14 protein-coding genes and 2 tRNA genes are annotated in these 19,503 nt (G+C 43.4%); all 16 read left to right on the forward strand.

What is annotated here, in order from left to right; genetic code table 11:
- The first annotated feature begins 7 nt into the window (after positions 1-7).
- The 16 genes from DWW81_RS04340 (at position 8) to DWW81_RS04415 (ending at position 19,479) form a co-directional block, all read left to right on the forward strand.
- A tRNA-Phe gene (locus tag DWW81_RS04340) sits at positions 8-83 on the forward strand.
- 3 nt (positions 84-86) lie between these two features.
- Positions 87-162: transfer RNA gene (locus tag DWW81_RS04345), tRNA-Gly, on the forward strand.
- A gap of 298 nt (positions 163-460) precedes the next feature.
- Positions 461-1,474: a helix-turn-helix transcriptional regulator gene (locus DWW81_RS04350; RefSeq protein WP_117896825.1), complete on the forward strand. Its 1,014-nt coding sequence runs from the start codon at positions 461-463 to the stop codon at positions 1,472-1,474.
- Between the two features lie 279 nt (positions 1,475-1,753).
- Entirely contained in the window at positions 1,754-2,422 is a 669-nt protein-coding gene (locus DWW81_RS04355; RefSeq protein WP_117857602.1) for a M23 family metallopeptidase, read from the forward strand.
- Positions 2,423-2,678: 256 nt separating this feature from the next.
- Positions 2,679-3,905: a class I SAM-dependent rRNA methyltransferase gene (locus DWW81_RS04360; RefSeq protein WP_117896826.1), complete on the forward strand. Its 1,227-nt coding sequence runs from the start codon at positions 2,679-2,681 to the stop codon at positions 3,903-3,905.
- A gap of 768 nt (positions 3,906-4,673) precedes the next feature.
- The gene (ppdK, locus tag DWW81_RS04365) at positions 4,674-7,304 is read left to right on the forward strand and encodes a pyruvate, phosphate dikinase (RefSeq protein ID WP_022288531.1); all 2,631 of its coding nucleotides are present in this window, start codon (positions 4,674-4,676) and stop codon (positions 7,302-7,304) included.
- A gap of 246 nt (positions 7,305-7,550) precedes the next feature.
- Positions 7,551-8,513 (forward strand): agmatinase, encoded by a 963-nt coding sequence (speB, locus tag DWW81_RS04370; protein WP_117896827.1) that lies wholly within the window; start codon positions 7,551-7,553, stop codon positions 8,511-8,513.
- Positions 8,506-9,468: an agmatinase gene (gene speB / locus DWW81_RS04375; protein WP_117896828.1), complete on the forward strand. Its 963-nt coding sequence runs from the start codon at positions 8,506-8,508 to the stop codon at positions 9,466-9,468. The genes speB (DWW81_RS04370) and speB (DWW81_RS04375) overlap by 8 nt, the downstream gene beginning before the upstream one ends.
- A gap of 21 nt (positions 9,469-9,489) precedes the next feature.
- Positions 9,490-10,404 (forward strand): arginase family protein, encoded by a 915-nt coding sequence (locus DWW81_RS04380; RefSeq protein ID WP_117896829.1) that lies wholly within the window; start codon positions 9,490-9,492, stop codon positions 10,402-10,404.
- A 32-nt stretch (positions 10,405-10,436) separates the two neighbouring features.
- On the forward strand, positions 10,437-11,834 hold the full coding sequence (locus DWW81_RS04385; RefSeq protein WP_181982662.1) for an MATE family efflux transporter: 1,398 nt from the start codon (positions 10,437-10,439) through the stop codon (positions 11,832-11,834).
- Between the two features lie 401 nt (positions 11,835-12,235).
- Positions 12,236-13,159, forward strand: a complete 924-nt coding sequence (locus tag DWW81_RS04390) for an ABC transporter permease (RefSeq protein WP_181982939.1) — start codon at positions 12,236-12,238, stop codon at positions 13,157-13,159.
- Between the two features lie 13 nt (positions 13,160-13,172).
- The gene (locus DWW81_RS04395) at positions 13,173-14,075 is read left to right on the forward strand and encodes an ABC transporter permease (protein WP_117896832.1); all 903 of its coding nucleotides are present in this window, start codon (positions 13,173-13,175) and stop codon (positions 14,073-14,075) included.
- A 19-nt stretch (positions 14,076-14,094) separates the two neighbouring features.
- Positions 14,095-15,096: an ABC transporter ATP-binding protein gene (locus tag DWW81_RS04400; RefSeq protein ID WP_117859516.1), complete on the forward strand. Its 1,002-nt coding sequence runs from the start codon at positions 14,095-14,097 to the stop codon at positions 15,094-15,096.
- Positions 15,089-16,084: an ABC transporter ATP-binding protein gene (locus tag DWW81_RS04405; RefSeq protein WP_117896833.1), complete on the forward strand. Its 996-nt coding sequence runs from the start codon at positions 15,089-15,091 to the stop codon at positions 16,082-16,084. The genes DWW81_RS04400 and DWW81_RS04405 overlap by 8 nt, the downstream gene beginning before the upstream one ends.
- Before the next feature lie 32 nt (positions 16,085-16,116).
- Positions 16,117-17,739 carry an ABC transporter substrate-binding protein gene (locus tag DWW81_RS04410; protein WP_117896834.1) on the forward strand — a complete coding sequence of 541 codons (1,623 nt, stop codon included), beginning with the start codon at positions 16,117-16,119 and terminating at the stop codon, positions 17,737-17,739.
- A 78-nt stretch (positions 17,740-17,817) separates the two neighbouring features.
- Entirely contained in the window at positions 17,818-19,479 is a 1,662-nt protein-coding gene (locus tag DWW81_RS04415; protein WP_117896835.1) for an ammonium transporter, read from the forward strand.
- The last annotated feature ends 24 nt before the right edge of the window (positions 19,480-19,503 follow it).

Raw genomic sequence — 19,503 nt, forward strand, 5'->3', positions numbered from 1 at the left:
TTGTTTTGCTTCTGTAGCTCAGTCGGTAGAGCAGAGGACTGAAAATCCTCGTGTCGATGGTTCGATTCCGTCCGGAAGCACCAAATGCGGATTTAGCTCATCTGGTAGAGCGCCACCTTGCCAAGGTGGAGGTAGCGAGTTCGAGCCTCGTAATCCGCTCCAAAAAAGTCCTTACGATGAGTAAGGACTTCATATTTTTTGCGGGTTTATTTCAATTACCAGAATACTTTTCTTCCTGAAAGGAGATGGAGGTGCGACCCCTCTGACCCGCTCCAGTAACGCCTTGCTTTTTAGCAGGGCGATTTTTTATGCCTGCGTGTTGGCGGAGGTGCTGCAAAGTGCGTAAATAGGCGGCTTGACTGACAGTCCAGCCCGATTTTGTTGACTTTTTCAAAGCCGTGGGCTATAATGTTGACTATAGAGAGCGCACTCTGAATTATGCTGAAAGGTGACGATGAAAATGGAAGATAAATCTACACTGGGAAAATTTATTCAGACAAAAAGGAAAGAACTTGGCTTATCACAGAAAGAGCTTGCAAAGGCGCTTTATGTTACAGAGTCGGCTGTGTCAAAGTGGGAACGTGGTATTTCTTATCCTGACATAACCATGATATCAGGCATATGCGAGGTCTTGCACATTTCTGAGCATGAGCTTTGCACTGCAAGCGAGGATCGTCAGCAGAGGGAAGCCGACCTTATGGTGAAAAGCTATAAACGCTTCGTTCGTGGGTACACTATCATAACTGTGATAGGCTATCTTGCGGCGATAATACCGAGCTTCATTTATAATGTGGCACATGGGGGCATTGGCTGGTTTATGGTGCTTATCACGTCGCTGATGCTAACGTTTTCTTTCATCAATGTGCCTGTGCTTGTGAAGGAGAATAGGGCGCTGTGGACGCTTGGGGCTTCAACAGTTTCGCTTATGCTTCTTTATGCCGCAGGGTGCGTTTATTCACACGGGGATTGGTTTGTTATGGCGGTGCTTGGAACGCTTCTTGGGGAGGCTATCGTGTTTCTGCCTTTTGTACTGAGGAGTGATGTGTTTGAAAAGTATGCAGGAAACTGCAAGGGGCTTATCTGCATGGCAGCGGATTCTGTGCTGACCTTTGCTTGCGTTATTTATGGTACGCTGAAATATGGTGACGTGGTAGACCTTCGTGAAGGCATGGCCGCTACGGTAGCTTGCGTGGCGTTGGTGTGGGCAGTGTTCCTTATTATAAGGTATCTAAAAGTGAATGGCTTTTTCAAGGGGGCGCTTTGCTTTGCGGCATCTGCGGTTTGGGTAGCGGCAATGACTGTGCTGAGCAATGCGTGGAACGGCATGGAACTGTCTGACATAATTTCACTGAAAGGTGCTGATAACAATCGCTATGATGGTATAGTCTGCCTTTGTCTGATAGGCGTTGCAGCGGTGCTTGCTGTTGCAGGGGCAGTGTTTAAGTTTGCGAGAAAGAGGTCGCGGGATAGGTAGTGCTGAGGAGATAAAAGAAAGATACGAAACGGATAGGGATAATTGCAACTATACAGAGATATTGGGACGTCGAGGGCGCCGTCCCCTACATAAATGTGATTGGAAATAGGAAATACTGCACTTGAGTGAAGACTCAGGTGCGGTATTTTTATTTTGCTGTGAATATTTTACCCGTATATGTCAAAAATAATGCCAGAGGACTTATGCCGCCGATAGCATAAGACTGCCGTGGGCGCAACAGTGGCTGCGGAAATCATATCGGAGAAAGGTTTTGTGTGTATGAAAAAATTCAGTATCAGAAATTCACACGCAGGCAAGGCTCTGGGAGCGAAGGGTGTTTACATTACACTTGCGGCGTGTCTGCTGGCTCTTGGCGGTGCGGGTATAGCTGCATATAACAAGGCTATGGAGGATATCACCGACAATCTGACTATTTCGAGCGTTGACAGCACTGCACCAAAGCAGGCTGATAACAAGAAAACGGACGTTAAAAAGGACGAAAGCTCCAAGCCGGATGTGGACATTCAGACGCAGCCAAATGTTATGCCTGTGAACGGTGAGATATTAGAGCCGTTTTCTAATGGCGAGCTTGTTAAGTCGGAAACTCTCGGCTACTGGAAAACCCATGATGGCGTTGATATCAAAGCTGACCTTGGCGAGCCTGTCAAGGCGATGAACAAGGGCACTGTTACAAAGATATGGGACGACCCTCTGTGGGGCAACTGCATGACTATCGACCATGGAAACGGCATTGTAGGACATTACTACAATCTGTCAAAGGAAATGTCCGTCAAGGAGGGCGACGAGGTGAATGCAGGGGAGGTCATAGGTGCTGTGGGCGACACTGCTCAGGCGGAAGTGGCAGAGCTTTCTCATCTGCACTTTGGCTTGAAAAAGAACGGTCAGTGGATAGACCCTATCGAGTTTATTGACCCTGCGGACAAATAAGCTTTCTTCATTTTGGTGCTTTGTAATACAAAGTGCTGATGTTATAATCCCCCATATAACGCCGCATCTGAAAATTTTCGGGTGCGGCGATACATATGTATTGCAGAATAGAGAGAATTGTGCTATAATTATACTTTAAGGCAATATTGCTGATGTTTTTACACAGAACATAGAGTGGTGGGACGCCGAGGGCGCCGTCCCCTACGGTCTGTTTTATATTGTGTGGATAATGTATAAATTATTGTGAGGTATAATAATGAAAAGCAAAAGAATCTATCCTGCGTTCACTATATCGAAAAAAGGGGAAATGTCCCTGAAAAACGGTCACCCATGGGTGTATTGTGACGAACTGAGAAACGAGCCTGAGGGCTTGAAAAACGGCGAGCTTTGCGATGTTTTCTCTGAAAAAGGCTCTTATCTTGGAACTGGTTTTCTCAGCCTTAACAGCAAGATAAGGATAAGGATCTTATCTGACAACGCAAATGAAAATTTCTCGGAAAACTTTTTCCGCAGACGTATCCGCTATGCTATAGATTACAGAAAAACTGTTATGGGGGACGATTTTTCGGCTTGCAGGCTTATTTTTGGTGAGGCTGACGGCATGCCGGGGCTTACTGTCGACAAGTATGGAGATATACTTGTTTCGCAGGTGCTTTCCTACGGCATGGATATGATAAAGGATATGATATTCAGGCTTCTTGTTGAAGAGCTTGAAAAGGACGGAGTTAAAGTTTCGGGCATAATGGAGCGTAACGATGTCGCTATCAGAAAGCTGGAGGGCTTGGAGCAGTACAAGGGCTGGTATAGGGCTGAATTTCTCCCTGAGCCACCGTCAAATATCACTGAGATAACGGAGAATGGCATACGCTATGAGGTCGATGTTGAGAACGGTCAGAAAACTGGATTTTTCCTTGACCAGAAATATAACCGCCTTGCGGTGTCGAAGATAGCAAAGGGCAAGAAAGTCCTTGACTGCTTTACCCACACAGGTTCGTTCGCACTCAATGCGGCAATGGGCGGTGCAAGGCACGTTACGGCGGTGGACGTTTCACAGTTCGCTGTTGATACGGCTAGGGAGAATGCTGAGAGAAACGGTCTGACGGACAGAATGGATTTTCTTTGCGCTGACGTTTTCGACCTGCTCCCGAAGCTTCTTGAAGAAAAGGCTGATTATGACATGATAATCCTTGACCCGCCTGCTTTCACAAAGAGCAGAAAGACAGTTGGAAGCGCTGAGAGGGGATATAAGGAGATAAACTACAGGGCAATGAGACTTCTGCCAAGGGGCGGATATCTTGCAACTTGCTCATGTTCGCATTTTATGGAGAACAGGCTGTTTGTGAAAATGGTAATGAGTGCTGCAAGGGACGCAGGCGTTCAGCTCAAGCTTATTGAAGCACGACAGCAAGCCCCTGACCACCCGATACTTCTCAATGTGCCTGAAACGGATTATCTGAAATTTTATCTTTTTCAGGTGGTATAGGGTTGACAAATGCTTGCGGATATGCTATAATATAGTTGTTTAATAAACCAGATATATTTCAGCGAGTCTGCTGAGTTCGGACATAAGTAGCTTATTTTTCCGCAGTAATGCGGCTGCTTCCAGCCGACAGAATAGACATTTTAGCCCTGCTTTTTTCAGCAGGGCTTTTTATTTTACATTTTGCTGTTGACAAATGCTTGCGGATATGCTATAATATAGCTGTCGAAAGACCCAATATATTTCAGCGAGTCTGCTGAGTTCGGACATAAGTCACAGGTATCTTGGGTATCTTGGCTTCCAGCCGACGAAATAGACTTTTCAGCCCTGTTGATTTCAGCAGGGCTTTTTATTTTGCGTTTTTGCTATTGACAAATGCTTGCGGATATGCTTTAATATAGGTGGCTTAGAAATAAGCGTGGCGCACCCCGTTCAGCGCATTATAAATGTACGGCTTGTGATATATTGCCGTTTGTCTGCGGTATCGGACATAAGTAGGTATTTTCTGCAGAGGCAGCTGCTTCCACCGACAAAATAGACGTTTCAGCCCTGTTGATTTTCAGCAGGGCTTTTTTATGTGTTGATATTTAAAAACTGTCATATTGCACATAAAAAGTGAGCAAATATTGTATAAGATTTTATGTATAAAAGTGAGAAAAACCTATGGTAATTTGGCTTTAAATCTGTTATAATATATATGTAACCGTGGGCGACGGGATAATTGTGTCCGCACGCTTCGGAATTCAAAAAATTTTTGGAGGTAAAAAACCAATGGCAAAGAAGTATTGTTATCTTTTCTCTGAGGGTAATGCCAACATGAGAGAGCTTCTCGGCGGTAAGGGTGCTAACCTTGCTGAGATGACAAATATCGGTCTCCCTGTTCCTCAGGGCTTTACGATCACAACGGAAGCTTGTACTCAGTATTATGAGGACAACCGTGAGATCAATCCTGAGATCATGGCAGAGATCAACGAGTACATTGTAAAGATGGAAGAGATCACAGGCAAGAAGTTCGGTGACAAGGAGAACCCACTCCTCGTTTCTGTACGTTCAGGTGCTAGAGCATCAATGCCTGGTATGATGGATACAATCCTTAACCTCGGTCTTAACGAAGAAGTTGTTGAGACTATCGCTGCTCAGTCTGGTAACCCAAGATGGGCTTGGGACTGCTACAGAAGATTCATTCAGATGTATTCTGACGTAGTTATGGAAGTTGGTAAGAAGTATTTTGAAGAGCTTATCGACGAGATGAAGGCTAAGAAGGGCGTTAAGCAGGACGTTGAGCTGAACGCTGAGGATCTTAAGGAACTGGCTAACCAGTTCAAGGCTGAGTACAAGTCTAAGATCGGTTCTGACTTCCCAACTGATCCTAAGGAGCAGCTCATGGGCGCTATCAAGGCTGTATTCCGTTCATGGGATAACCCAAGAGCTAACGTATACAGAAGAGATAACGATATCCCTTATTCATGGGGTACAGCAGTAAACGTTCAGTCCATGGCATTCGGTAACATGGGTGACGACTGCGGTACAGGTGTTGCATTCACAAGAGACCCAGCTACAGGTGCTAAGGGTCTGTTCGGTGAGTTCCTTACAAACGCACAGGGCGAGGACGTTGTTGCCGGTGTTCGTACACCAATGCACATCTCTGAAATGGAGCAGAAGTTCCCAGAGGCATTCGCTGAGTTCAACAAGGTTTGTAAGACACTTGAAGATCACTACAGAGATATGCAGGATATGGAGTTCACTGTTGAGCACGGTAAGCTTTATATGCTTCAGACAAGAAATGGTAAGAGAACTGCACAGGCTGCTCTTAAGATCGCTTGTGACCTCGTTGATGAGGGCATGAGAACTGAGGAAGAGGCTGTTGCAATGATCGACCCAAGAAACCTCGATACACTTCTTCACCCACAGTTTGACGCAAAGGCACTCAAGGCTGCTACTCCTATGGGCAAGGGTCTTGGCGCTTCTCCAGGAGCTGCTTGTGGTAAGATCGTATTCACAGCTGATGACGCTGAGGCTTGGAACGAGAGAGGCGAGAAGGTCGTTCTCGTAAGACTTGAGACATCACCTGAGGACATCACAGGTATGAAGGCTTCACAGGGTATCCTTACAGTTAGAGGCGGTATGACATCACACGCTGCCGTTGTTGCTCGTGGTATGGGTACATGCTGTGTATCTGGCTGCTCAGATATCGTTATGGACGAGGCTAACAAGAAGTTCACACTCGCAGGCAAGGAGTTCCACGAGGGTGACTATATTTCAATCGACGGTTCAACAGGTAACATCTACGATGGTATTATCCCAACTGTTGACGCTACGATCGCCGGCGAGTTCGGCAGGATCATGGGCTGGGCTGACAAGTTCAGAACAATGAAGGTTAGAACAAACGCAGATACTCCTGCTGACGCTAAGAAGGCAAGAGAGCTGGGTGCTGAGGGTATCGGTCTTTGCCGTACAGAGCACATGTTCTTTGATCCTGAGAGAATCGCTGCATTCAGAGAGATGATCTGCTCAGACACAGTTGAAGAGAGAGAAGCTGCTCTTGCTAAGATCGAGCCAATGCAGCAGGCTGACTTCGAGGCTCTTTATGAGGCACTTGAGGGTAACCCTGTTACTATCAGATTCCTTGACCCACCACTTCACGAGTTCGTACCAACAGAAGAGGCTGATATCGAGGCTCTTGCTAAGGCACAGAACAAGCCTGTTGAGACTATCAAGGCTATCATCGCTTCACTCCACGAGTTCAACCCAATGATGGGTCACCGTGGCTGCCGTCTTGCAGTAACATATCCTGAGATCGCTAAGATGCAGACAAAGGCTGTTATCAAGGCTGCAATCAACGTTAAGAAGAATCATCCAGACTGGACAGTTAAGCCTGAGATCATGATCCCACTGGTAAATGATATCAAGGAACTTAAGTATGTTAAGAAGTTCGTTGTTGAGACTGCTGACGCTGAGATCAAGGCTGCTGGTTCTGACCTTGAGTACGAGGTTGGTACAATGATCGAGATCCCAAGAGCTGCTCTTACAGCTGACGAGATCGCTAAGGAAGCTGACTTCTTCTGCTTCGGTACAAACGACCTTACACAGATGACATTCGGTTTCTCAAGAGATGACGCTGGTAAGTTCCTCAATGCTTACTATGATGCAAAGATCTACGAGAACGATCCATTTGCTAAGCTCGACCAGAACGGCGTAGGCAAGCTCATGGAAATGGCTCTTGAGCTTGGTAAGCCAGTTAATCCAAAGCTCCACTGCGGTATCTGCGGTGAGCACGGCGGCGACCCAACATCTGTTGAGTTCTGCAACAAGATCGGTCTTGACTATGTATCTTGCTCACCATTCAGAGTTCCAATCGCTAGACTTGCTGCTGCTCAGGCTGCTATTGCACAGAAGAAGTAATTCTTGCAAAGTTTAGGATATCTGAATAGATAACAAAAATTTCACCCCGTGTCTTATGATACGGGGTGTTTTTGTGCCATTAATAATATGAAATGTGCTTTAGACGTTTAGTTTGCAGAAAATAAAGAACGCTTTAGGATAATCTTTTGCCATAGAATTAATTTTTTCTTTACAAATGAGCATTGACTTTACTGTAACTGTATAGCGTAAAATGAAATCAACAAATTAAGAAAGGAAAGTGATTCTATGAACGCAATAAATACTGATAAAAAGGTGCAGCTTACATATGGCGGTTTGAAAAGTTCAACTGACACATCTGGGGCGGATTACACTATTATAGGTATTCCATTTGATATCCGAACAACATATTGTCCGGGAACGAGGTTTGGTCCTGATGGGATTCGCAGAGCCTTTTCCACAGACAGCGTGAACGAGGCTGTCGGCGTTGATACGAGTAAATATGTAAAGGGCGTTGATTATGGAGATCTTGATATGTGGAACGCTGAGAAAGCTTATCTTGGTTCGATACCACAGGAAATGAAAGCTATTTTGGAAACAGGTACAATTCCAATCGTTCTGGGCGGTGATCATTCTATTACTTTTCCTGAACTGCTGGCTTATAAGGATGTTTACGGGCCTGTTTCGATAATACACTTTGATTCGCATACAGATACATGGGGCAGCGATACTGATAAAGAACATCACGACCACTCTACTCCTTTCAGAAGAGCGATCGAATATGACTGCATTGACCCGAAAACATCAATTCAGGTTGGTATGAGAGGCGGACTTTTTGAAGAGAGTGATTTTGATTTTGCGAATAATGCAGGCCTTGAGCATATCTATGCTGTTGATATACATCATATGGGCATTGAGAAAACGGCGGAGCTTATCCGTGAAAAGGTCGGAAACAATAAGGTCATGGTCACATTTGATATAGATTTTGTTGATCCTGCTTTTGCTCCCGGTACAGGCACTCCCGTTTCCTGTGGATTTACTTCAAGACAAGCTCTTGAACTTATTCGTCATGCGCTTATCGGTCTTGATATTGTTGGCTTTGACCTTGTTGAAGTCGCACCGAACTATGACGCAGGGGGAATAACTTCAATTCTTGCCAGCCGTATCGTAAAAGAATTTATTACCTGTGTGGCTTGCAAAAAGGCGGGCATCAAAGAATATGCTAAGAAAGGAATGATCGAAAATGTTTGATAAAATTATTTCAGAAGAGACACGAAACAACATTGCAAAGCGCAGAGAAAATAATATCAAGACGCTTTTCGGGCTTCCATATAAGCAGGATATCGATGGCGAAGATTTTGTTGTTTTGGGCGTGCCCTATGATACCAGCGTGACAAACAGGACAGGCTGTCGTTTTGGCCCTAGAGCGATAAGAAATGCTTATGGTGCAGGCAGATTGTCATATGAACAGGATAACTCATATAAGGTCGCTAACTTAAAAGGTATGGATATGGGCGATATCGGCGTTGTGCTTGGTTATGTTGAGGAGACAATGGAGCTTATCAGGGAATCGGTCAGAAAGGTACTTGACGCAGGTGCAGTGCCTATCGTTCTGGGCGGCGATCACCTTATTGCGTATGCTGAACTTAAAGCTTACAGTGAAAAGTATGGCAAGGTCGCAATGGTGCATTTCGATACCCACGAAGATACTTGGGATTATGGCGACAGGATAAAATATAATCATGGAACGCCTTTCAGAAATGCTATTGAGGACGATATTCTTGATACTGAACATTCTATTCAGGTCGGCATAAGAAGCGGAGGAGATACTTATCGTATCAAGTACGCTCAGGATCACGGAATGAAGGTCATCACGGCGAGAGAGCTTCATAAGATCGGAATAAAGGAAACTTGCCGCAGAATAAAGGAACAGGTGGGAGACGCTAAGGTTTTCATCACTTTCGATATTGACTTTCTTGACCCTGTTTATGCGCCAGGTACAGGCACTCCAATGCCGGGAGGTTTTTCTACATATGAAGCCTGTGAGATAATCAGAAATGGTCTTGCGGGGCTGGATATCGTAGGTTTTGATCTGGTGGAGGTAATGGAAAATTATGATCCCGCAGGCATAACTGCGATAAATGCAGTGGCGATACTAAAGCAGTTTGTTATTTTGCTTTCAAAGAAAAAAGCGGAGCAGGAATAATAGGAAAGGTCGGTGTTAGATATGGTAAAATGTCCATTTAAACTAAACTTTGATGACCTGAAAGATCGGGGGCCAACAGGTTTTTTGGAAACGCCTATGGTCGATGATATAAATGGTTATGATATTCTTTTTGCAGCATTACCGTATGAGTATGATGAAACTGCAAAGCCTGGTTCAAGAAAAGGTTCTGCATATTTCAGACGTGATATTTTTGGCTTCGGTTTTTGTGATCAGGGACTTGACATTGATATGGCACATAGCGTAAAGAGCGGTGATTGCGGTGATCTTATTATCGACGATTCCTCAAAGGCAGCAGCTGAGAAATGTATATATACGGCTGAAAAAGCGATAGCTTCCACGGGAGCTTGCAGCTTTATGATCGGTGGAGATGATAAGACATCTTATGGGCAGATAAAAGCTTGCTATGAAAAGTATGGCAAAATGGCTGTTATCCACTTCGGCGGTTCGGTAAGTTCTGCGCTTGTTAGAGCAGCAGAAGAGGATATGTGCGACAATGCTTCTTCTCTTGAAGTTGGAATAAGAAACGGAATGTCACAATACGGTGGCAGGCTAGAAAAGCTGGGTATAGATGTGTTGACAGCTTCTGACATGGATTATATGAAGTTTTCAGACGTGGGTTCTGCAATAAAAAAGAATGTATCAGGAAAACCTGTTTTTGTGATCTTTGATATGAACTTTTATGATCCTGCTTTTGTGACATCTGCGGCAAGACCTTATGCAGGAGGATTTGCTTCTCATGAGGTCGTTGAGATAATGGAAACGGGGCTTGTTGGTCTTGACATAAAGGGCATTTCATTATGCGGTATGCTTGATTATAATGATCCTGGAGAGACTTCGCTCAATAATCTTGCGGAATGTGCGGGCAAGCTATATGCAGTTGCGGCATACAACATAGCATCTGAAAGGGAACTGTAACGGCTTTGTAAATGATGAGAGGGGTGATTCATATGCTGTCGGAAAGCGTTGACCTTAAAGCTGAGAAGAAGGAGTTTAACAGGAAATTTCTCAGTATCATAATGCCGCTGCTTGTTTCTTCAATATTCAGCCAATGTCTCACTTTCATAGATCAGTGGATGGTCAGCACCTTAGGTAGCACAGCTATTGCGGCGGTAGGAGTATCTACAAATTTTTTCAGCGTTTATTTTACTTTCCTATATGGCTGTAATACTGGCGCAGGAATATATCTGACACGTTATTGGGGGCAAAAAAATATCAAAGATTTTCAGCGCATAATTTGGACAGCCGTAACGGTCACGTTTACTGTTGGTCTTGTGATGTGTTTGGCGGCAATGATATTTCCTGATATCATAATAAGGCTTTTTAACAGAGACCCTCTTGTTATAGAGAAGGCAAAGCCATATATGCGTATCGTGGCGGTATCATATTTGCTTGACGCCATATGCTATGCTGTGAGCTTTTGTTTTAGAAATATAGGCAATGTCAAGATACCGATGATACAGGGCATAGGAAGTATGATGTTCAATATGCTTTTTAACTATATGTTTATTTTTGGAAAGTTTGGTTCGCCGAAGCTTGGAGTGACAGGAGCTGCGCTTGGAACGCTTGCTGCAAGAATTGTTGAGTTGATAGGACTTTTGATATATTTCTTTCTTTCAGATAATCCGATAAGGAAAAACCTTTTTAAGGCATTGAAAACATTAAATGTTGGATTATACAAGGAGTATCTTAAAACTTCGCTTCCGTTGTGTGCGAATGATATGCTTTGGTCTCTGGGTCTTTCGTTTTACTATATGGTATATGGAACAAGAGGAACGGAAGTATATGCAGGAATGAGTATACTGAACACCATGGAGATGTTTGCGAAGCTTGCGATAATGGGCTTTGCGGGGGCATGTACTATTATGCTGGGCATTGAGATGGGTTCTGCCGATATGCCAAAAGTTTATCGCTATGCTGATCGATTCAATAGGATTTCTATCATAGCTGGTCTTGTATCATGCAGTATCATTGTTGCTCTTATGTTGCCTGTTCAGCATGTTTATGGAATAAAGGGTACCCTTGAGGGCGAATGTGTGAGAAACTGCATGTGCGTACTTGCTATATACTGCATACCTAATGCGGTGAACTGTATTAAGGTAGAGGGCATTTTTAGAAGCGGCGGAGATGTAAAGTACCTTACGCTCATGGACGCAGGCAGCATATGGATGATAGGAATGCCGCTTACGCTAATTCTCGGGCTTATCTTTAAGGTCGATATTTGGTATGTTTATGCTGCCCACATAGCTATAGAGCTGTTTAAGCTTCCTCTCGGTCAAAGACGACTGAGATCACGCAAATGGTATCACAATGTTACGGAAGCTGTAAGCAGCGTTGAAAACAACTGATAAAAGCTGTCTGATATTCTTTTGGGCAAAGATGCCTGAAAGAATATCGATGATGAAAATAGGGTCATACAAGGACGTTTGATAGATCAGACGTCCTTTCTTATTATTGCTTTTTTGCAATATTATATTAACAAAATTGCATTTTAGAAATGGTCGCATTCTTTTACATGTGTATTACTTGCGACGAATGCCATATTTTTAAGATGAAATAATATACAAAGTCAACGATAAGATGCTTATATCGCAGCGAATTTTGTTGTTTTAAACAAAATTGCAGCTAGCATATTGACATTACAGTAGCTGTAAAGTATATAATATAATCAAGATAAATTTGAAGGATTTAAAGTTCAAAAATTCATTTTGTAGAAAAGGGTGTTATTATGGCTTATGTAAAATACATTATGAAAAAATTGATACAGATAGTTGTTATAACCTTTCTGGTTTCGTTGTTGGTATTTTTTTCGTTAAGACTTAATCCAACATCTCCGCTGACTGTTATCATAGGTAACAAGCAGTCAACACCTGAACTTCAGCAACAGTATACAGAGCAGTTCGACCTTGATGAGCCGCTGCTGAAGCAGTATATTATTTGGCTCAAAGGCATTGCACATGGTGATCTTGGAATTGATTACGTTCAAAAGCAGCCGATACTCAACCAGATAATAGACAGGATACCGATAACAATAGGTCTTGTGCTTTTCTCAACGATATTAGGAACAGTGATAGCTATTCTGATAGGTGTTCTGGCGGCGATGAAGCGAGGAACATGGATAGATTCAGCGTTGTCGACTCTTATGCTGGTGATCTCGAGTATACCGACGTTTGTGCTAAGCATTCTTGCTATTCTGTTTCTTTCAAAATATGTACCTGGATACAGTTTCATAGGAACATATTCTAATACAGCAGAGTTTATATCAAGAATATCTGTTCCGGGTATCATAATGGCGATTGGACTTGTTGCAACACTGGGAAGAGTTACACGAAGCAGCATGATATCCCAACTTCAAGCACCATATATGATAACCGCAAAGGCAAAGGGTCTCGGCAAGGTCAATAAAACATTCAAACATGCTTTTCATAACGCTGTGATACCTGTCCTTACAGTAGCAGGATATATGTTTGCGGGAGCTATAGGTTCAACTGTTCTTATTGAACAGATATTCTCGCTTCCTGGTATCGGTGGTATGCTGGTAACAGGTATCCAGCAAAACAACTATCCGATAGTACAGGTGCTTGTGCTTGTAATGCTTGTTTCATATCTTATAATGAGTTTTGTTGTAGATATTCTCTATGCAGTGGTTGACCCTCGTGTTGAGATGAAGTAGGGAGGAATGGATAATGGCTAAACGTTCAAAGGTGGGAAAGTTTTTTACTCCAAAAACGGTTATTTCAGGCATAGTGATACTTATAGCAATAGCTGCTGCTATTGGTGCAAATGTCATTGTTCCTTATGATCCAAATGAAGTTGATCCACGATCCTGTTTTCTTCCTGCTTTCTCAAAAGGACATATTTTAGGCACGGACAAGCTTGGACGTGACCTTTTATCAAGGCTTATAATGGGTGCAAAAAGCTCTATGCTCAATGCTTTCCTCATAGTTGCCTTTGAGGTGGTCATCGGCGTACCTATCGGTCTTATATGCGGATATTACGGAGGAAAGATCGACGCAGTTATAATGAGAATCTGGGACGTTGTCTGTTCAATACCGTCTCTGCTTCTTTCATTCATACTTATCGCAATTTTCGGCAGAGGAAATTTCACAGGCGTTATGTCCATTGGTATCGCATTTATACCGCTGACAGCAAAAATGGCGCGTTCGCTTATCATAACGGAAAAGAAAGCGGTTTATGTTGAAGCCTGCAAGTCAATGGGATATTCAGATATGAAGATAATCTTTTTTCACATTCTTCCAAATGTTATCACCACAATGATCGCTCAGTTCACAATGGATATCGGTGCGGCTATAGTAGCGATGGCAACGCTCAGCTATTTAGGTCTTGGTATTCAGCCACCTGACGCAGATTGGGGAACTCTTCTTGAAAATGGTATGCAGAATTTCTATAACAATTATGTGCTTCTTGCTGCCCCTGCAATAATTATAATGCTTGTGACCGTAGCGGTTAATATTTTCAGCGACTGTATTCAAGAGTATATCGATCCGTCACAGAGAAAGCTTCCGACATTCAAACAGTATGAAAAGAGACTTATCCATATCCAGCGCCGTCAAAAGGCAGCAATATAAAAAGTAAGTAGGTGTTCTTATGAACGAGCATAATGTAATTGAAATAAAAGATCTGTCTGTAGATTTTATGACGGTCAGAGGTATAGTTTACGCTGTTCAGGGAGTAGACCTTAGCGTAAAGGAGGGCGAGATCCATGGCGTTGTGGGTGAAAGCGGCTGCGGAAAGAGCGTTTCCACTAAATCTATTATGCGGCTCCATGATGAAAAGCATACGAGATATTCGGGACAGATCCTTTTCAAGAACGGCGAGGGCAAAGAAGTTGATGTGCTTTCGCTGTCGGAGAAGCAGATGCAGACTATTCAGGGAAAAGATATTGCAATGATATTTCAGGACCCTATGACATCTCTTGACCCAATAATGAAAGCAGGCGAGCAGATCGCTGAGCTTGTGCGCAAAAAGTTGAAAATGAAAAAGGCAGAGGCAAAGGAATATGTGCTTACTTTGTTTGAAAAAGTAGGAATACTTCCTGCTGAACAGCGGTATGAACAGTATCCATTTGAAATGAGTGGAGGAATGCTCCAAAGAGTAATGATAGCAATGGCGCTCTCCTGTAAACCTAGACTTCTTATAGCGGATGAACCGACAACAGCTCTTGATGTTACGATACAAGCACAGATACTCAAACTTATCAAGGAACTTGCCGCAGAAAATAACACCTCGGTAATATTTATCACTCATAACCTTGGAGTTGTGGCTGAAATATGTGACAGCGTTTCAGTAATGTATGCTGGAAGGATATGCGAAACGGGTTCTGTGCTTGATATTTTTGATAATGCGGCTCACCCATACACAAGGGCGCTTCTGAACAGCAATCCTAAAGAGGCTGATACAGGAAAGTATATGGCAACTATCCCTGGAGCGCCGCCGCTTTTGTATAACAAGTTCACTCATTGTCCGTTTGCGGAGAGATGTGATAAATGTATGGATAAATGCCGCAAAGAATTTCCAACGCTGAAAACTATCAGGGCAGGTCACGAAGCATCGTGCTTCCTGTCGGACGGAGGTGAAAAGAATGGCTGAAAATATTCTTGGGGTAAGACACTTGAAGAAATGGTTCAAGATTGGAAATCCTGCGATCAAAAAGGTCGGTGTAAGCTACCTCCATGCCTGCGATGATGTCAGCTTTGAAATAAGAAAAGGTGAGATATTTGGCATTATCGGAGAGAGCGGATCAGGAAAATCAACGATAGGCAAATGCGTTCTTAATCTGCAGAGCAGCGATTCTGGTGAGATAATTTTCGACGGACAGGATATTTTCGGATATTCGCAGAAGAAAATGAAGCCCCTGCGAAAGGATATGCAAATGGTCTTTCAAAATCCGCTTGCATCTTTCAACCCAAAGAAGCGGCTTGGAAAGACGTTTGCGGAATATGGAAAGTTTCTGGGCATGACCGATGAACAGTATCAGAATAGGATAAAGGGGCTTTTAAAGTATATCAAGCTTTCTGATGATGTGCTTTCAAGACTGCCAAAGGAACTCTCTGGAGGTCAGCTTCAGCGTCTTGCCATTGCAAGGGCGCTGATGTCAGAGCCAAAGTTTGTGTTGGCTGACGAGCCTGTTTCGGCACTTGATGTTTCTGTTCAAGCTCAGATACTTAATCTGATGATAGACCTTAAAGAAAATCTTGGTCAGACTATGCTTTTTATTTCACATGACTTGAATGTTGTCCGTCATCTTTGCGACAGAGTAGCTGTTGTGTATCTTGGCGTTATCGTTGAAATGGGCCCTATAGATGAGGTGTATTCAAACGTTATGCACCCATATACGCAGGCGCTTATTTCGGCAAAGCCAAAGGAACATCCGCTTCAGCAAAAGGAGCAGATAATCCTTAAAGGTGATATCTCTACTGCCATAGACGTGCCTGAGGGTTGTCGGTTTGCTTCAAGGTGCAGCCGTTACAAGCATGGTTTGTGCGACCACAGAACACCAAAACTCAAGGATATGGGCAACGGACACTTTGTTGCCTGCCATTATCCAAAAGGTCATAACTCTGATGAAGAGGATTGATATAGAAGTTTATATGAAAAGGAGAATTTATCATGAAAAACTACAGGAAACTTTTAGCAGGTTCGTTGGCGTTGTTTCTCGCTGTAGGTATCACAGGCTGTAGCAATACTTCGGGAGGCGGAACAGGTGTTGCAAATGAAGACGGACTTGTTGTTTTGAATGTTGCGTCAACAGGTCAGCCTGTATCCTTTGATCCTGCTGACGCAAACCTTGTTGTAAATGAATACACAGAGTATGATTGCTACGATACGCTCCTTGATTTTAATCAGGACGGCACAGATGTTGTACCTGCACTTGCAGAAAGCTGGGAACAGGTGGACGATCTTACATATACTTATAAGATCCGTGAGGGTGTAAAGTTCTCCGACGGCTCCGATCTTACAATGGACGATGTGTTGTATTCTCTAAATCGTGTGCGTGAGGACGCTTATGGAATGAGCTATCTTTTTGAGCACGTTGACAGCTTTGAGGTAGATGAGGCAACAAGAACGCTCACTGTTCATCTTACTCAGCCTGACAGCACATGGAAGTATGTTTCTGCAACAACGCCATGTCAGATCTTGAAGAAGTCTGTTGTGGAAGCTGAAGGTGACGCTTATGGAACAAATGAAGGCTCAGTAGTGGGTACAGGTCCATATAAGTTTGTATCATGGGCTGCTGACTCACAGATAGTTCTTGAGAAGAATGAATATTGGTGGGGCGGTGCAGATAATCTTGCTATCGACAAGATCAACTTCTATGTTATGAAAGACGCCAGCACTATCGCATTGGCAGTAAAGTCAGGAACTATCGATTTTGCACCTGGAATTACAAATGACGTTCTTCCGACTTACGAGTCGCTGAGCAATTATAATATCATTCACGATTTTGAGACTTCTACGGTTTTTGTCGCCTTAAACACACAGGTTGCGCCGTTTGATGATGTTAACGCAAGAAAGGCGCTTGCTTACTGTATAGACTCTTCCCTTGTTCAGCAATCCATTGGCGGAGAGTATTCGGCAAAGCTTGATGTTACTTGTTTATCCGATAATATGTATTATATGGATCCTGACAAGTGGCACACTGCAGTGGGCGAAATGGAGGATTACACAGTTCAGGATTATGATAAGGCAAAGGAGTATCTTGCTAAGTCAAAGTATCCTGACGGATTTGAGTTCGATTTTTACACTTTATCTGCTAATGTTCCGGAAGCTGAGCTTATTCAATCTATGGTTGGTGAGGTCGGTATCAAAATGAATATCAAGGAGATACTTTCAGCAGATATGTTCAGCTATTTGTACGGCTTTAATGAAGATGAAAACGGCAACAGACCATATCAGGCGTTTGGCTCTAGCTGGGTATCTGACTATCTCGACCCTGTGGGCAATCTGAAAACAATGTTCCACAGCTCAAATACAGTACCGGGATGTGCAAATCAGGCAATGTGGAAGAATGCAGACTTTGACGCACTTATTGATAAATCTTATGAAACAACTGACGATAGTAAGAGAGTGGAATACTTTATTGAAGCTTCAAAGATAGCTGCTGATGATTGTGCTTATATCCCACTTTATGTGCCCGAGTCGGTTTACGCTGTCAGCGATAAGTTTACATTTACTCCAAGTCCTCAGTCATTCTGGAACTTCTCTTATACTGATTTTCAGGTAAACAAATGATCTGAACAATGAAAATAATACACGCTGCGGCATTTATAATACTATGCCGCAGTGATGTTATCTGAAAGGATTGATCTTATGATTATGTCAGCGGATACGATCTGGATTGCCATATGCACCGTGCTTGTGTTTTTTATGCAGACGGGATTTGCAATGCTTGAAACAGGCTTTACAAGAAAGAAAAATTCCTGTAATGTTATCATGAAAAACATTATGGATTTTGCGGTCGGCTCGATCTTTTATTGGATCTTGGGATTTGGCATAATGTTTGGTGCAACAACAGGCGTTGTGGGCGTGATAGATCTTTTCTCTAACGGCGATTATTCGGCTGCTTCACAAACTATTCCACAGCCTGTATTTATGGCGTGGCAGTTAGTTTTCTGCGCAACGTCTGCTACTATCGTTTCAGGTGCTATGGCCGAAAGAACTGCTTTCAAGTCATATCTTATTTATTCCGCAGTTATGAGTGCAGTTGTTTATCCTATAAGCGGCTGTTGGATATGGAACGCCAATGGCTGGCTCGCACAGCTTGGATTCCACGATTTTGCGGGCGGAACTGCCGTGCATCTCTTGGGAGGTTCTGCTGCTTTTGCAGGCGCAGCCGTGCTAGGCGCACGAATAGGCAAATATGACAAAAAGAAAAAGTCAAGGGCTATACTGGGACAGAATATACCTTTGGCGGCTCTTGGAGCGTTTATCCTGTGGGTAAGCTGGTTTGGCTTTAACGGCGGCTCGGTAGTGACTTCCGAAAGCGGATTTGACCTTGCAGCTATCGGCAGTGTGTTTATGAACACTATACTTTCATCATCAGCATGTGCCGTATCTGCAATGATAATTACATGGGTAAGATACGGAAAATCAGACATAACGATGACCTTAAACGGCATTGTGGCAGGTCTTGTTGCCGTCACAGCCGGTGCGGATCAGCTTCCGCACTATGCGGCGCTTCTCGTGGGCGTAGGTGCAGCTTTTGTTATGATTTATGGAATTGAATTTATTGACCATATCTGCAAAGTGGACGACCCTGTTGGCGCAATATCAGTTCATGGTCTTTGCGGAGCTTTTGGCACAATAATGACAGGTGTATTTTCTGTAGAAAAGGGCGTTATCTATACAGGTAGATTTAACTTTCTTGGCGTGCAGCTACTTGGAGTTTTGTCTGTTGCGGTATACGGATTAGCTGCAATGACGCTACTTTTCGTTATACTTAAGCATACGGTAGGTATCAGAGTTTCTGAAAAGGCTGAGATAATGGGTCTTGACCGCTCAGAGCATGGTTGGCAGAGCAATGTGACTGATGATCTTATTTCAGATCTGTCGGACGGAAATGCCAAGAGTGTTACACAGATAGACCTCTCAAAGCCTATAGATCGTTCAGCGTATAAAGCTGACGGAAAGATACGCAAGGTAGTTATACTTATGAACAGCTCGAAATTTGAGTCGCTGAAAGACGCACTTGACGAGATAGATATAACCGGTATGACCGTAACAAATGTCAATGGCTGCGGAATACAAAAGGGCAGTACCGATTATTATCGTGGCTCGGAAGCAAAGTCACATCTGCTCCCGAAGATAAAGGTCGAGATCGTTATCAGTACAGTTCCACTCGGGCTTTTGGTAGACACGGTAAAGCGTGTGCTGTACAGCGGAAATATCGGAGACGGAAAGATCTTTGTATATGAGGTCGAAAATGTAATAAAGATCAGAACTGATGAAGAGGGCAAAATGGCGCTTGAATAGAAGTTTGCTGACGAAAAGGGGTAT

Origin of the sequence: Ruminococcus sp. AF17-1AC, assembly GCF_003461385.1 — a bacterium.
Lineage (GTDB): Bacteria > Bacillota > Clostridia > Oscillospirales > Ruminococcaceae > Hominimerdicola > Hominimerdicola aceti.

Coding starts and splice junctions, on each gene's coding strand:
- ppdK (WP_022288531.1), top strand. CDS start 4,674: ATGGCAAAGAAGTATTGTTATCTTTTCTCTGAGGGTAATGCCAACATG.
- DWW81_RS04410 (WP_117896834.1), top strand. CDS start 16,117: ATGAAAAACTACAGGAAACTTTTAGCAGGTTCGTTGGCGTTGTTTCTC.
- DWW81_RS04395 (WP_117896832.1), top strand. CDS start 13,173: ATGGCTAAACGTTCAAAGGTGGGAAAGTTTTTTACTCCAAAAACGGTT.
- DWW81_RS04380 (WP_117896829.1), top strand. CDS start 9,490: ATGGTAAAATGTCCATTTAAACTAAACTTTGATGACCTGAAAGATCGG.
- DWW81_RS04415 (WP_117896835.1), top strand. CDS start 17,818: ATGATTATGTCAGCGGATACGATCTGGATTGCCATATGCACCGTGCTT.
- DWW81_RS04360 (WP_117896826.1), top strand. CDS start 2,679: ATGAAAAGCAAAAGAATCTATCCTGCGTTCACTATATCGAAAAAAGGG.
- DWW81_RS04350 (WP_117896825.1), top strand. CDS start 461: ATGGAAGATAAATCTACACTGGGAAAATTTATTCAGACAAAAAGGAAA.
- DWW81_RS04385 (WP_181982662.1), top strand. CDS start 10,437: ATGCTGTCGGAAAGCGTTGACCTTAAAGCTGAGAAGAAGGAGTTTAAC.
- speB (WP_117896828.1), top strand. CDS start 8,506: ATGTTTGATAAAATTATTTCAGAAGAGACACGAAACAACATTGCAAAG.
- speB (WP_117896827.1), top strand. CDS start 7,551: ATGAACGCAATAAATACTGATAAAAAGGTGCAGCTTACATATGGCGGT.
- DWW81_RS04400 (WP_117859516.1), top strand. CDS start 14,095: ATGAACGAGCATAATGTAATTGAAATAAAAGATCTGTCTGTAGATTTT.
- DWW81_RS04355 (WP_117857602.1), top strand. CDS start 1,754: ATGAAAAAATTCAGTATCAGAAATTCACACGCAGGCAAGGCTCTGGGA.
- DWW81_RS04405 (WP_117896833.1), top strand. CDS start 15,089: ATGGCTGAAAATATTCTTGGGGTAAGACACTTGAAGAAATGGTTCAAG.
- DWW81_RS04390 (WP_181982939.1), top strand. CDS start 12,236: ATGAAAAAATTGATACAGATAGTTGTTATAACCTTTCTGGTTTCGTTG.